General features: G+C 29.4%; 16 protein-coding genes. 1 reads left to right on the forward strand and 15 read right to left on the reverse strand.

The genetic code is table 11. From position 1 onward, the window contains the following. Window positions 1-118 precede the first annotated feature (118 nt). From G9Q29_RS14450 to G9Q29_RS14480, 7 genes are all read right to left on the reverse strand, one after another. The gene (locus G9Q29_RS14450; protein ID WP_166139049.1) at window positions 119-739 is read right to left on the reverse strand and encodes a hypothetical protein; all 621 of its coding nucleotides are present in this window, start codon (window positions 737-739) and stop codon (window positions 119-121) included. Between the two features lie 174 nt (window positions 740-913). Further along, complete coding sequence (locus G9Q29_RS14455; protein ID WP_166139052.1) at window positions 914-1,555, reverse strand: hypothetical protein; 642 nt, start codon at window positions 1,553-1,555, stop codon at window positions 914-916. 153 nt (window positions 1,556-1,708) lie between these two features. After that, window positions 1,709-2,074: a hypothetical protein gene (locus G9Q29_RS14460; protein WP_166139056.1), complete on the reverse strand. Its 366-nt coding sequence runs from the start codon at window positions 2,072-2,074 to the stop codon at window positions 1,709-1,711. A gap of 305 nt (window positions 2,075-2,379) precedes the next feature. Next, a complete protein-coding gene (locus tag G9Q29_RS14465) occupies window positions 2,380-2,904 on the reverse strand; it encodes a hypothetical protein (protein WP_166139059.1) in 525 nt (174 codons plus the stop codon). A 206-nt stretch (window positions 2,905-3,110) separates the two neighbouring features. Next, window positions 3,111-3,455: a hypothetical protein gene (locus G9Q29_RS14470; RefSeq protein ID WP_166139062.1), complete on the reverse strand. Its 345-nt coding sequence runs from the start codon at window positions 3,453-3,455 to the stop codon at window positions 3,111-3,113. A 112-nt stretch (window positions 3,456-3,567) separates the two neighbouring features. Beyond that, window positions 3,568-3,978 (reverse strand): hypothetical protein, encoded by a 411-nt coding sequence (locus G9Q29_RS14475; RefSeq protein WP_166139065.1) that lies wholly within the window; start codon window positions 3,976-3,978, stop codon window positions 3,568-3,570. Window positions 3,979-3,983: 5 nt separating this feature from the next. Next, the gene (locus tag G9Q29_RS14480) at window positions 3,984-4,847 is read right to left on the reverse strand and encodes a hypothetical protein (protein WP_166139068.1); all 864 of its coding nucleotides are present in this window, start codon (window positions 4,845-4,847) and stop codon (window positions 3,984-3,986) included. A gap of 326 nt (window positions 4,848-5,173) precedes the next feature. Between G9Q29_RS14480 and G9Q29_RS14485 the strand changes: the two genes are divergently transcribed. Continuing rightward, window positions 5,174-5,383: a hypothetical protein gene (locus G9Q29_RS14485; RefSeq protein ID WP_166139071.1), complete on the forward strand. Its 210-nt coding sequence runs from the start codon at window positions 5,174-5,176 to the stop codon at window positions 5,381-5,383. Window positions 5,384-6,074: 691 nt separating this feature from the next. Here the strand turns inward: G9Q29_RS14485 and G9Q29_RS14490 are convergent. From G9Q29_RS14490 to G9Q29_RS14525, 8 genes are all read right to left on the reverse strand, one after another. After that, window positions 6,075-6,449 carry a hypothetical protein gene (locus G9Q29_RS14490; protein ID WP_166139075.1) on the reverse strand — a complete coding sequence of 125 codons (375 nt, stop codon included), beginning with the start codon at window positions 6,447-6,449 and terminating at the stop codon, window positions 6,075-6,077. Window positions 6,450-7,348: 899 nt separating this feature from the next. Beyond that, window positions 7,349-8,098: a hypothetical protein gene (locus G9Q29_RS14495; protein ID WP_166139078.1), complete on the reverse strand. Its 750-nt coding sequence runs from the start codon at window positions 8,096-8,098 to the stop codon at window positions 7,349-7,351. Between the two features lie 966 nt (window positions 8,099-9,064). Then, window positions 9,065-9,667 carry a hypothetical protein gene (locus G9Q29_RS14500; protein ID WP_166139081.1) on the reverse strand — a complete coding sequence of 201 codons (603 nt, stop codon included), beginning with the start codon at window positions 9,665-9,667 and terminating at the stop codon, window positions 9,065-9,067. A 263-nt stretch (window positions 9,668-9,930) separates the two neighbouring features. Beyond that, complete coding sequence (locus G9Q29_RS14505) at window positions 9,931-10,467, reverse strand: hypothetical protein (protein WP_166139084.1); 537 nt, start codon at window positions 10,465-10,467, stop codon at window positions 9,931-9,933. A gap of 164 nt (window positions 10,468-10,631) precedes the next feature. Next, window positions 10,632-11,411 carry a hypothetical protein gene (locus G9Q29_RS14510; RefSeq protein ID WP_166139088.1) on the reverse strand — a complete coding sequence of 260 codons (780 nt, stop codon included), beginning with the start codon at window positions 11,409-11,411 and terminating at the stop codon, window positions 10,632-10,634. 162 nt (window positions 11,412-11,573) lie between these two features. Next, window positions 11,574-12,305, reverse strand: coding sequence for a DUF6843 domain-containing protein (locus G9Q29_RS14515; RefSeq protein WP_166139091.1), 732 nt, complete (start codon window positions 12,303-12,305; stop codon window positions 11,574-11,576). Between the two features lie 676 nt (window positions 12,306-12,981). Next, window positions 12,982-13,329, reverse strand: coding sequence for a DUF3024 domain-containing protein (locus tag G9Q29_RS14520; protein ID WP_166139094.1), 348 nt, complete (start codon window positions 13,327-13,329; stop codon window positions 12,982-12,984). Between the two features lie 724 nt (window positions 13,330-14,053). Continuing rightward, on the reverse strand, window positions 14,054-14,689 hold the full coding sequence (locus tag G9Q29_RS14525; RefSeq protein WP_166139097.1) for a DUF4468 domain-containing protein: 636 nt from the start codon (window positions 14,687-14,689) through the stop codon (window positions 14,054-14,056). Window positions 14,690-14,821: the final 132 nt, after the last annotated feature.

The raw sequence follows: 14,821 nt of genomic DNA on the forward strand, positions 1-14,821 counted from the left end.
GTCCCGCCGCCTCATGCCGTTGCGAACTTCGGGACCGATTAGTTTCGGCTAAGATAAATAAACTTGCGAAACGAAAGCGTCAATTTAGAAGAAAATTCGCAATGTCTTGAGACGGCTGTTAGTGGTAGTGCCTTCTTTCATTTTCAATTTCGAGCTTGAATTCTGCTACTTCACTTCGGCTTTTTTCTCCAAGAACATTTGTTATTTCGTCAAATTCTATTTTTCCTTTTAGATAGTAATTAATTAATTCTTTTCTAACTTTTTGCAAATCATCTGAGTTAATTAGTTCAAATTGATGTCTTTTTGATTTGCCAGATTCAAAAAAAATTATGATATGATTACTTGTTCCATTCGAAAGTGCTGGACCAAGATTTCCTTGAGATGTGTTGACTAATTTTCCACTATAGTCATTATTATAGATTTTAATATTTTTGATATTTTCAATTGGATAAATTTCGTCACAAACAGTAAGTTTATCTTTTTCAAATATTAGGTAACCTAATAATTTTCCACGAATTGGTTCATATTTACCAATGTTATAGAATTTTAAAATAACACCAAACATAAATGTACTAAGCACAAACCACAGAAGAACTTTATCAAGTAGATTCTCTTCTAAGTTCAAAACTTTTTGCTTAAAAAGCATAACTCCACAACAAAAAAATATTGTGGAATACGTAATAATTTCCGCAGTCCAATAAAACTTATTTGACTTTGTATAAATTGAAAATTTCTGCATATTTTCTGTTTTCCTGCGTCTTTTTTGGGCATTACCACTAACGTCCCGCCGCTTCATGAAGTGGCGAACTTCGTAACGGCATATTTTCCACTAAGATAAAAATTCTTGCGAAAGAAAAATGTGAATTTTGCACATTTTTCGCCATTTCTTGAAACGGCTGTTAGCAGAAGTTTTTTAACTTATCCAAGTTCCAAACTTTTTTACAATTATCCATTTTCTGTTTAACTTTTTCAAGTAAATAGCTTTTCCGTGTCCACAAAGAGTTCCGCAATGATATCCTAATTCAATGTAAGCTTTTTGATTGTCGAGCGAAAAAATTGGAATAGTCATTTCATAAAAACGATAGTTTTCGCCTTTTTTTCGTTTTGCATTTTCTTTTTCGAAAGATGTTGAATTTATATTTTTTAAAATTGATTTGTCAATTATGAATTTTGAAGGTTTAGAGTTTTGCGCAATTAGATTAGACTTATCTTTTTCTGTGAAAAATATTTCATTGTTTATCTTTTCATTTAATAGTTCAGTTAAATAAATACGACCTGGCGCTGGAGGTAAAACTAATCCATTGGCTTGTTTTTCTGGAATGTCTATTGGTAGTCTTCTCAAATCGTGGCAAAGAAAGTTAGTATAGTCATTAGACTTTAAAACTTTTAAACTGTCTTGGATTATTACAGTTTCTACAATTGAGTTAATATCTTTAATCTCTTTTAAACTTAATGGTTTTTCAATAAGTTCGACTTTCTTTTGGAGATTTTCGTTTTTCTTATTACAACTTAAAATAAAAATTGATAAGGTTAATATAAATATTGATTTTTTCATTTTAAGATAGATTTCATAAAATTTCTGCTAACGTTCTGGCGCTTGGCGAGGTTGGGGACTTTGTAGCAGAGTATTTTCCGCTTTACGAATATATGATAAAAAACGGTAATTCCACTAAAACCCCAATCTTGCCAAACGCCTGTTGTGAGCAGTTTATCCTCTCGTAACTAAATAGTTTTCTACAGTTTCATTTTCAAATTCTATAATTAAACTTCCAGTATCAATTCCAAAATGTGCATATCCCAAAAAATACCTGAATGTTTTTGGCGTAGAAAAACTGCTATCAGGTTTTCCAAGTAACTTTATAATTTCATTTTTTGACATTCCAACCAACTTGTGATTATTTCTCAAACTATTCATCATATCCCAACGTCGAGACATGTCATGCTCATTATCCAACTTGGTTGTTTTCCATTTATTCGAATCGAATTTTTCACCCGATATATTTCCATGTAATCCAATTCCACAAAATACAAGAACTACTATGGAGCAAATTATGAATATATATGTTTTTTTCATTTTAGCAGGATGTTTTTAAATTGCTCACAACGTTTCGCGGCTTTATGAAGTTGGGGATTTGTAAGCCCGAAACTTTCGATTAAACACCGAAATCAAAAGTACAAAACAAACTTTAAATTAAGCCCGAAAACCCCAATTTCTTAAAACCGCTGTTGGTGGCTGTGATTTTTTATGATTTAATATTTTATTCATTGATTTTAACTTTCAATTTTCTTTTTTACCAGTTTTTACATTTACAATTTTTTTTTATCATTTTGTTAAATTTTTTAATCTCAATATTTAGTATTAAATATACTCCAGTAACTTTACTTTAAATAGCTTTTGTTTTCAATGTTTTCGGAATTCCACTCAATTTTAATAACCCATTTACTTGATTTGCTACATTCTAAAACTATTATGTCACCCACTTTTATTTTATTAAAATCACTTTTTACTACATCATATACGGTCAAGTACTCATTTTTTTCAAATAAAAGTCTATAAGTAGTTGAATTAGTTTCGGAAGTGCTTGATGAACTTGTCAATTCTCGTTTTTCTCTGATTATAATTTCTGTTTTTATTTTTATTTTTTCTTTAATATCTTTTCTTATTTCTTTTTGACTTATTAATAAACCTATTAGATTTAGTAATGTTAGTAATAAAATTATGAAAAAAAATATATTAAAAAGAATTGAAGAAAAATCTTCATACTTAATCCCCTTTTCATTCACTAGATAAAAAGGAATTCCGAACATCAAAAATACAATAGTGTTCGCTAGTATGGATTTCCAATATTTAATTCTTATATGAGAAATTTCTTTACCAGATAATATAGACTCTTCAGTTTTCAAATATTTTTATTATTATATCGTATCTAGTTTTTATTTTTTCTGTAGTATTTTCAATCATAGCCACCAACGTTCCGGCGCTTGGCGAGGTTGCGAACTTCGGAACCGATTATTTTCTATCAAAGATAAAATTTCTTGCGAGAAATAAACGTGAATTTACTACAAAATTCGCAATCTTGCCAAACGCCTGTTATGCGCTGGCTTTAATTTTATTCTCCAAATTTTTCTATATCGTTGAGTTTACTTTCTAGATTTTCCGCCAAAACAAGTTCCTCAAAACAAGTTTTACAAATCCAATCACTTCCATCAAAATATCCAGAAGTTTCGACATATTCATTTTTCTCTTCACCTAAAGTTTCAAAGCAAATTTCGCAATGATCGTTTATCCAGCCATTTTTAACTAAATCAAAATGATTTTTGTCGTATGATTGACCAATATATAATCTTGATACGAAATCTGTATTTTTTTCTTTTAGTCCAGGACGGGGAAACCAGTTTTTGAATGTGAAATTTTCCTTTTCAATTTCTTGTATTATCGTTCCGGCGCTTGGCAAGGTTGCGAAGTTCGGAACCGATTATTTTCTATCAAAGATAAAATTTCTTGCGAGAAGTAAACGTGAATTCACCACAAAATTCGCAATCTTGCCAAACGCCTGTTGTACACAGTTATTTGTCTTCTAACATTTTTTGACCTAAATAGCCAATTAAAAAAAATGTGCATATACTTAGAACAAACATTATTATTTGTAGAAAATACATTGAATATAAATTTTCTTTCGCAAGAAGATTAATTATCAAAATTACTATTGAGGGAATTAATCCAAAAATAATAATAATAGATATTATTAGCGAAACTAACTGCCATCTAAATTTTAAATTTGAATTCGAAATTCCAGAAGAAAATTTGACAATCGATTGACCAAACAAAATGATTGCCATTATTGACCATTCAGTATTAAAAAAAATCAATTCAAGTTTATTTTCATAACTTCTAACAATTAGAAGAATCAACAATGGCAAGATTGTAAATAAAATTTCAGAAGTAAGAACGTATACGATGTTTTTTTCTAATTTCATTTCTTTTAATTTTTTCTGATTTCTAAAACCTCAATGATTTCAATTTTTTCAGAGATTAAATATCCATTTTGATTGTATTTGTTAGTTTGCTTTATTTTAACCTTTAACGAATCTCCTGGTAATACAACATTTTCACCTTTATGAAATTGATCTAACCATTCTTGATGAAGAATTTTAACTTTGATACTTTTAGTTCCGTGCTTAAAATCCCATTGAGAATCACCTAAAAAATCAGGTTTTTTTATTTTGTAAAAAGCTTCATAATTGTTTACGAGTTCTTCTTTTGTGAGAAATTTTTCTACCGCTTCAATATCAATTTTTTCGCCGCCGCTTTTCATAATTTCAGAAGGCTTTTCATCTGAATTTGTTAAAATGAAACCTTCATTTCCATTCAAATCATCCGTTGAATTTTTAATTTCATTTATGGATTTTGCAAGTTCAATCAGGTTAGGTTCTGCATAATTAAAAGTTTCTTTAACTTTATTTGTTTCTGCAATTTCTGCAATTTCTGAACCTAATTTTCCTAAATCTTCAACACTTGATTTATTATTAGAAACAAAATTTATTGCAGCTCGTCTTGAGTTTTCCAAGTAATTTTTTACGTTTTCTTGTGGTGCAGGATTGTCAATTTTGCCATCTTCACTTATAACTAATTCATTCCAAAGTTTTGCAAGTATTGAACCTTTTTCAATATCATCAAGAATGATTTTTGATGAAATACTTGAATTTATTGTCCTTGCAATGACTATATCAAGTTTGTTCACACTATCAATCATTTCTGCGAATGAATAAAAAAGCCTACTTGGATTTTCGGTATTTTTATTAAATTCTAATTTTATTTCAAACGAACTTTTAATTTCAGTTGGCATTTATTGTAGTTTGTTGTTATGAAAATGTTGTTTTATAATTGTGTACAACTCTCGAATATGATTGATTTCTATATTTCCATTTTTTAATTTAATAAATATATTTTTCATGAATTTCGAGTTATATTGATATTTTTTAAGTTGCTGCGGTAAGCTTGCGCATAACGTCCCGCTAGTACAGCACGCTAGGGATAAGTAATCATAATACTTTCCGATGTGACAATTTAAAACAAATACAAAACAATATTAACCAAAAGTCGAATACCCTAGTGAGTTGTACTAGCTGTTATCACTTCGGCTTTTTAACCTTAAATATAAACCAATATAAAATGATTACAGTAACAGAAAAAAGAATAGTAGAACAAGAATGGTACGAAACTGAGTATACTAAAACAGGGTGGGAATCTCAAGGCGGATGGTATTTTAAAGACACTAGAGAACCTATGGATAGTAGTTGGAACATTGTAGAACATTTAGATTCTGATAAGTTTGGAAATCCATTAATTGCAATAGCAGAAAAAGAAACAGAGTTATTTTAGCCGTTACACCGAAGCTGAGTGATAACGTTCCGCGGCTTGCTGAAGTGGCGACTTCGTAACCGCTTATTTTCTTTCAAATATAATGTTTCTTGCTAAAAGTGAGCGTGATTTTAAAGAAAAAGTCGCCATTTTAGCAAACCGCTGTTAAATACAGGTTTTTTATCTATTTCTCATTTTAGGTTTTCAGTTTTCGTTCGTTTTTCGATTCCAACATTTTCGTAATACATTTCGCAAACCAATTCAAGAGATCAAACTCGTTTCTACAAGTTATTCGCAATCCAATTCAAGTTTCGCTTGCCGATTCAACAAGTTTGCGCAATCCTTTTCTCAATCCAATTCAAGTTACGTTTTTCATCTCAACATTTTTCGCAATCTAATTCAAGTAAATTTTTCCGATTCAACTTGTTTTCGCAATCAAAATCAACACATTTTTTCCAATTCAAGTATTTTATAATGATTTCGAAAAAAAGAAAATAGGAGAGAATTATTCAAGCAAAATAGATGTGAAAATATTCAGATTTAATTCAGCATTCTCGATTCAACAAAACTTGTATTTAACGTTCCGGCGCTTGGCGAGGTTGCGAACTTCGGAACCGATTATTTTCTATCAAAGATAAAATTTCTTGCGAAATGTAAACATGTATTTACTACAAAATTCGCAATCTTGCCAAACGCCTGTTAGCAGTAGTATTTATTTTATAATTTCAAATCGATTTAATATTTCACTAAATTTTTCTAAATTCACTTTATATGTTTCTTTAGTTGCTGTAAAATCAATCCACAAATATGTTTTGGATGTTTCAATTATTATATATTGACATTCATATAATTTTCCACCTCGTATTAATTGAACAAAATATGATTTTCCAAATTTTTTGAAGTCTTCATTTTCTTTTTTTAAAAGAATAGTATGACTATTTGACCATTTTGGAAATTCACCTATTTTGTAACTTTTAATAACCCAGTTATCAAAATCCTCTAAATCTTTGAACTCATTTTTTTGAAAACTTTTAAATAGTATTGCATTTTCAATTCCATTAATAGCAGGTAAAGTTCCTCCAAACATAAAAATGTTAGGTGTTTCTCTTATTTTCCACCAAATTGGAATGTTTATTTTATAATCTAAAAGTGTATCAGTATGCTCTATATTGTCTATGCCTTGAATTTGTTCTAATTCATATAAATAAGCTACAAGATTTCCATGTTTAGAAGTTTCAATTTTTGATATAGTATCTGTTTGACTGAATAAAAAATTATTTATTAATAATGTTAATATAAAAATTATTTATTTTTTCATTTATTCAATTCGTCGTTTTTCGGTTAATATTACTGCTAACGTCCCGCCGCCTCATGCCGTTGCGAACTTCGGACCCGATTATTTTCCACCAAATATAAATAAACTTGCGGAACGAAAGCGTCAATTTAGGAGAAAATTCGCAATGGCTTGAGACGGCTGTTATAGGGCGGTTGAATATTTTAAAGTTTCTATTTTTCAGATTTTGCCTTTCAAGTTTCGCTTTTCGGTTTCCACTTTCAAGTTTCGTTTTTCAGATTCTACTTTTCAAGTTTCTGATTTTCAAATTCTGCTTTTCAGATTCTGCTTTTCAGATTCTGCTTTTCACGTTTCGCTTTTCGGTTTCCACTTTCAAGTTTCTGCTTTCAAGTTTCGCTTTTCGGTTTCCACTTTCAAGTTTCTGCTTTTCAGATTCTGCTTTTCAGATTCTGCTTTTCAGATTCTGTTTTTCAAGTTTCTACTTTCAAAAACTCTAGCGGAAGATTAATTTATTTCTAATTCTTAACGTCTGCGTAAATTCGCAACTGCCCTATAACGTTCCCGCGCTACACGCAGGCTGGGATTAAAGATACGTATTCTTTCGGTTAAAAACAAATGTATCAAACACAAACTATTTTCAAATTAAGCCAATTGCCCAGCTTGCTTGTAGCGTGTGTTAGCAGGCGTTTTTTCTACTTCTTTTTCAAATAAATTTCTATAACTCCATTTTTTCCTTTTTCGCCATATTTTTTAGTTGCGCTTATATCTTTTAAGACATTTATCGATTCTACATCATCAGGTTTTATTTCGGCGATAATTTTTTCAGTCACTTCTTTACCTTCGACGATGTATAAAGGTTTGTTTTCTTGATTATTTTGTTGAGTTGAATAACAATCAGAAACAATATCAATTCCTTCTATTTGTTGTTCGGAATAATATTTATCGTCTATTGGATAGCGAGGTTCTTTTTTCTTATTTAATTTAACATAAAAATAAATTTCTTTGTTTCTATTTATTCCTAAATAATCAGAACAACCACGAGAAGTCCAAATATCTAAACTGTCATATTTTGCGATAAATTCCCCCGCTTTAATGTTCTTTAAGTCAACATATTTTCCGTCAGGTAAATATCCCTTGAAATCTTTTGTTAAATGAATTTTTGCAATTGAATTTAAATCTTTACGATATTTCTGGAAGATAACACCTGGATATAATTTTGAAGTATATCCAATTCTATTTTCAAACCTTCCATCTTGTACAAAACCATCTGAACACAAATCCATTTCTTCCAAATTGATTTGTTTTAATTCAACATCATTTTGCTTTAAATTGTCTAAAGTTAGTTCGCACAATTTTATTTCGGAAAGTTTGATGTCATTTTTCTGTTGGGAAATAGATTTTAGACTAAACAATAAAGCTAGAATTAGAAGTCTTTTTTTCATTTGGTTTTCAGTGGTTTTTAGTTTTCTGCGGTAAAATGCCTGCTAACGTTCCCTTGCTACTAGTGGTTTGGGACTAAATTAGCGTTATTTTTCGGCTTAACCAAATTCTCACAAATACAAAACCATTTTTTAATTAAGCCAATTACCCAAATCACTAGTAGCAAGTGTTACCACTCGTTTATCTTCAGAATATTAGTTGTTGTATTTCGTTTCGGATCAAGAATAAAAAAACCAAAATCAATAATGTAATTATGTTTGTTTTGGATTCAATATATTTCCGCTTTCTATAGTTTGCATAAGTTTTCAGTCCTAAATACCCACCAATTATTAAAATCGGTAAATAATCTAAAATTATTTCAACGTACCATAGTTCTGAAATTCTGCTTGCAGTTGCACCTTCACCATAAATTCCCCAAAAAATAAAAATTTCGATTACGAACAATAAAATGAGAAGTATAAAAAGTAAAGCACTACTAATTACAATACTTTTATATTCGGTCTTTAGTTTAGTGAATTCACGTATATTCAAAATGAGTCATTATTAAAGTAGAAACATAAAAAAACAGCAAATAAATGTATTCCAATCAAAAAATATTTCCATTTTGGTTTATTCATTAAAATTCGGCTATAGATTGTGATTTGAATTAAAGCTAGTATAAAACCAATGAAATTTATTTCGTTATTTATATTTGCTAATAACATTGTAAAAGGAAAAATTATTTTTGCTGGAATGTACGTACCGTGTCCACCGCCTGCAAAGATTATCGTTACAAGTAGACATAAAAACGTAATTGTTAATATTTTCGCGATTTTCATTTAAATGAGTGGTAACGTTTCCGCGCTACACGCAGGCTGAGATTAAAGATGCGTAATCTTTCGGTTAAAAACAAATGCATCAAATACAAACTATTTTCAAATTAAGCCAATTGCCCAGCTTGCTTGTAGCGTGTGTTGGCAGGCGTATTTCTATGAAATCCAAGTTTCTTCCATTTTAATTATTTTCCATTTATTCTTTACCTTCTTGATAAAGATTTTATTTCCATAACCGCATAATCTTCCACAAGTAAAGCCAACATCAAGAATTCCGTTTTCACGTTTTTTGTCAAATTTTATTCCTGAAACTCTTAATATTCCTGAAAAGTTAAATTTGTATTTTCTTTCAAAAATGTTTTCTTTATCAAATTCATTTATGTTTTTTAGTTTGAATTTACCATTCAATTTAATGTTCTTAAAATCAAGAATATATTCTTTTGTTTTATCTGTTTTTACTTTTAGTAAAGTATCTTTAGGAAAATTTTCGACTATTATTTTTTCATACTCTTTTTCATAAGGCAAAATTTTTGGGTCAAAAGCAATAATTATTTTAGAAGTATCTTTTTCGATATCAGAAATTTGTTGTTTCCATTCTTTAAAATTTTTAATTTCTTCTGGAGTTGCTTTCGTCGAATCAGTTTTAACATAGTAACCTTCTTTGTTAAATATTGATTTTCCATATCTAGGCGGAGGATTTGAAAAAATTCTTACATCAACACAAGTTGAGTCCATTATGCTTGGCAAAATTTCGGCCAATACATTTCTGTTAAACTCAATATCTCTGTTGAATTCAATATTGTTCTCATTCCTTTTACAACTTGCAAAAAGAATAAGTATTAAGATAAATGTTGTTTTCTGAAGTTTCGTCATAATATGTCTGCCAACGTTCCCGCGCTACAAGCAGTTTGGGGTTAAGTTAAGCCTTATCTTCGGATTTGCCAAATCTTCCAAATACAAACCAATTTTTCCATTAAGCCAAATCCCCAAATTGCTTGTAGCGTGTGTTGGCAGTAGTTTTTTTATCCAATTCCATTAACTCCAAATTCAAATAATTCTTTTGTTGTTAAGTTAATTTTAATCTCCCAATGATTACTGCAACCATCTTCCCAACTTTCCCTTTCCTTTTTCCATCTATCACTTTCGTCTTTTTGAAAACCTTTAATCTTTTCTATAAGTCTGAGTTTATTTTTATTAAAGGTTACATAAATCACTTTTTCATTCTTTTCGTTATAATAGCCCCAATATTGTCTTCTAAAAAGATTTAGGTTATGATGAATTATTGGACAACTGTCTCCTTGATTGATTTTTTTTGAATTAGTTTTTCGAATATTTTTCCGCAAAATATTTTCGGCATTTTTAATTTCGTCAAGGTTTGGTGTAAATCTTTTTACGTTTTGTAAACGCATAAAACAATCTCCATTTTCAGAAAATTTGGCACCAACTATTTGTCTTCGTTTTATTATTTCGGAGTATTCTGTCGGTTTTTCAATTACTTTAAATTCTGAACTACAAGAAAATAAAAAAAATGTAAATAATAAGATAAATGTCTTTTTCATTCGGAATTTTTAAAATTACTGCCAACGTTCCGGCGCTTGGCGAGGTTGCGAACTTCGGAACTGATTATTTTCTGTTAAAGATAAAATTTCTTGCGAAATGTAAACGTGAATTTACTACAAAATTCGCAATCTTGCCAAACGCCTGTTAGTGGCTGGTTTTATTGTTATGAACGATTAAGTTCTATTTTGTTTTCGCTTAATTCTTTTATTAAAAATCTGTGTCCATAAATAAATTTCTCTCCATTTTTTTTTCCGTCACCAAATATGCTCAAATATTTTTCGCCATCGAGAAATTCAATTCTATATTCATAAAAAATAATTTTCTGATTTAGATGAAGTAGCAATTTATTATTTTTTTTAAACTCAATGTATTCTTCTTTTGCATTTACTTTTTGAAACTTTTCTACTTTGTATTCTGGTCCATTTTCTACTTTGTCAAATCTTACGTTCCCTTTCCAATTACCTTTTAGAAAAGTAAAAAGTTCATTGTTTAAATCTTGCTCTTCATTTTCAAGTTTCTTAAGATACTCTCCAAAAATAGTTTGTTTGATATCAAAATATGTTAGCTTTTCCCAATTGCAAAATTTGTATATTTTTATTTCTTTTCCGTCTATAATTATTGTGTAATATTGAACATAAGAGCTTTTAAATTCTTCTTGACAATTATTTTGGTATTTATCAACTAATTTCAAAAAAGAGTTCAAAATTTCAACTTCGCTTACCTTTAGTTTTGTTTCAGAGTTTAGTAAAGCATTCTTATTTGGATTTGTTATTTTGCCATAAACTATTCCATCCCTAATTTCAAATTGCATTTCTTCTACAGCATAACTTTCATCTCCATAAATATGTTCTATTTTTAAAGTTTTCTCAAAGCTAATTTTTGTTTGCGCTTTTAAGGCAAAAGACATTAATGTAAAAATCGTAAAATAAATAAGTTTATTCATTAAAGTTCTGGTTTTCTGCGATTTCGGTAAACTTGCCACTAACGTTCCGGCGCTTGGCGAGGTTGCGAACTTCGGAACTGATTATTTTCTGTTAAAGATAAAATTTCTTGCGAGAAATAAACGTGAATTTACTACAAAATTCGCAATCTTGCCAAACGCCTGTTAGTGGCAGTATTTTTTTAATTTTGCTTCTCTAATTGAATCAAAACTTCGTTCATATTTAAATCCGTATTTTTTGTCTAAATCATTATAAGTTGAAATGTAAAATTCTTGAAAGGTACATTCTTTATAATTGTCAATTTTCTTTCCATTTATATCAGTTGTTTCTCCATAAGTTCCAGTTCTTCCCCAATGGAAAATTCCAAGTTGATTTCTTGACGGTTCGTTTGGATTTTTTTCTAACGTCCATTCTTCATTAAAATCTCTTACGTCCATTTTTGGTAGTTTAGTTTTTTTTCCACTTTCGTCTACTAAATAAAATTCTTGGTTAATAAATCCGAATTCTTGCTCATTTTTAAGAATTAGAATTCCATCATTTGGAATTTGATAAATTAATTTATTTTCAGTTTCCTTAAGTAATATTCCGCAATTAGATTTATATAAAATATTTACTTTTCCTCTGTAATCTTTTGGAATTAAAAAAAATTCAGGTGGCAAAATATTAGACAAAGTCCATAAATATGTATAAATTGAGTAAAATATAATCGGAGATATTGTGCAAACAATTTTCGTAATTAATTTAGTATTTGTTAGCCAGATTAAAATTATTCCAACAATCAATATGATTAATGGTAAATAGTAAAAATATAAAGTATAAGGTGAAAGAGTTATGGATAGAGTTCCCAAAACAATTAATATTATTCCAACTATTTTTATTTTTCTGTCTTTTATCACGATTTTTGGGAATATTGCCACTAACGTCCCCGCGCTATAAGCAGTTTGGGACTAAATTAAGCCCATTATTCGGATTTGCCAAATCTTCCAAATACAAAACAAATTTCAAATTAAGCCAAATCCCCAAATTGCTTGTAGCGTGTGTTAGGTGCTGGCCTTTTCTGTTTGATGCTGTATAACATTTCATTATCAAAAGCTAGTTATTTATAAATTCTAGTCTCAACAATTTTTTTTGCATTAATTCAGCTTTAGTTCTTCCCGATAAATTTGTCGAGAGAATATATTGATGTAATTCTTTAATTAATGTGTCGTCCGTAATGTCGTCGTTTTCGTGTTTGATTTCAATTAACCATATTTTATAACTTTTGAAAACAACAGTAACTTTAAAATTTATATTTTTAAAGATTAGTCGTTCTTTCAGTGTATAAATAAATTTGTCTTGGTAGTCATTATAATATTCATAGCCAATTAAATCTATGTCCGCTTGTTTTGTCTTGTTATTCAAGGCTATTTTGCCAATTATAAAGTCCTTATTTGTAATGTGAAAGTTAAAATTTTTGTCCACGATATTTTTTGGTTATAAAATTGCGTTAGATTCTTGACTCTGTGTCAACCTTATACCTATCGTTGTAGTGCTGTTAGGTGCTGGTCTTATTTTGAAATTCAATGTTTTTGTTTAGCCCCAAAAACAACAATGTTTATCTTCTTCAATAATTTTCACAAACTCTTTTAGGTTATTTACTTTTTCATTTGGTTTGTAAATATGCCATTTCATATCAGACTTAAACCAATATATTTTCCATTTGTTCTCGGTTTTCGTAAATGTTGCTTTTGCTACATTAGATTCCATTTTTTCGCTTGGATTGTTCCAAACAGGACGAATTTCAAAAACAATAATGCTTTGACCTTCTATTTTATAATTGATGTCTACTTCGTTTCTAACTTCCTCTGGTGGACGAGAATTTATTAAGTAGCCTTCCATTACTTCAATGATTTCAATTTCGTTTTCAAATCCTAACGCCATTATTTTTGGTTTTTAAGTTTCTACTTTGTAAAAGTATCATCTTAATTTATATTTTCGGTTTATTTTCAGTTTTTGTTGCGCACCGATCGGCTAGCACCTAACGTCCCGCCGCCTCATGCCGTTGCGAACTTCGGGACTGCGTATTTTCCGCTAAGATAGAAAAACTTGCGAAACGAAAGCGTCAATTTAGAAGAAAATTCGCAATGGCTTGAGACGGCTGTTATATGCCGCTTAAATTTTTTTCTTGATCAATTTTCAGATTCCACTTTTCAGATTCTGCTTTTCAGATTCTGCTTTTCAGATTCTGCTTTTCAGATTTTGCTTTTCAGATTTTGCTTTTCAGATTTTGTTTCACGTTTCGTTTTTCAGATTCCACTTTTCAGATTCCACTTTTCAGTTTCTACATTTCAGTTTCTACATTTCAGTTTCTACATTTCAGTTTCCACTTTTCGGTTTCTGCTTTTCAGTTTCTGCTTTTCAGTTTCTACTTTTCAAAATTATTCCGTTGCGTTTTAAAGTCGAAAAGTAGAGTAGAAGTGATGTTGTAAGAATTTATGTTTTCTGTCGCAGATAAGTGGCATATAACGTTCCCGCGCTTGGCGTCAGTTGCGAACTTCGGAACTGATTATTTTCTGTTAAAGATAAAATTTCTTGCGAAACGTGAACGTGAATTTACCACAAAATTCGCAATTGCGCCAAACGTGTGTTGGCAGATGTTTTTATTTTACCATTTGTCTTTTGACGTTTCAATAATTGACTTTTCAATAGACTGCATTGTTACTTTTATGTCACTTACCAAATTATTGCTTAATCCTTCAAACATTGGTTTTGTAAAAGATTTAAATTTTTCACGTTTTTCTTTTCCAATTAATCCTTGTTTTAATAAACCTTCCATTTTATCATTATATTCAGTAATTGCGCTATCATTTATTCCATCAAAGCTGATACATTTAAAAATCAAAGAATTATAACCAACATCTTCTGTAGCAATATCCGTTATTTTATAAATAATTCTAAACTTATTATCTTTAATATTAATTTCTATAAGATGATTAAACTTAGTTCTAGTGTATTCTTCAACATATTTATTATTCGGATAAAGTTCTTTCATTGAATTTTTATAGCTCACTTCATTAATTCCTTTTATAATTATTGTTCCTGATTCTAAATCATTCATTTGAACAACGTTTTTTGCTGAATTATAATTTATGGAAACCCATTTATTGATTGACGCAAAAATTTCTGCTTTCGTTTTATCTTTAACTTCAAAAATACCTGTAACAGTTTTTTCTTCTAATTTATATTCTTGTGCGTTTGTAATTGTTGTTATAAATAACATTAATAAAATAAATTTTCTCATAATTATAAATTTGTGTTTGTTTTCTGTAACGTCGTTTTTTTCTCAAAATATCTGCCAACGTTTGCGGCTATGCGAAGTGCCTTCTTTTAACCGCTTGACTAATTCCAGCTAAAATAGCCAAATTTTTTAATT

This window comes from Flavobacterium turcicum, from assembly GCF_011365745.1.
Lineage (GTDB): Bacteria > Bacteroidota > Bacteroidia > Flavobacteriales > Flavobacteriaceae > Flavobacterium > Flavobacterium turcicum.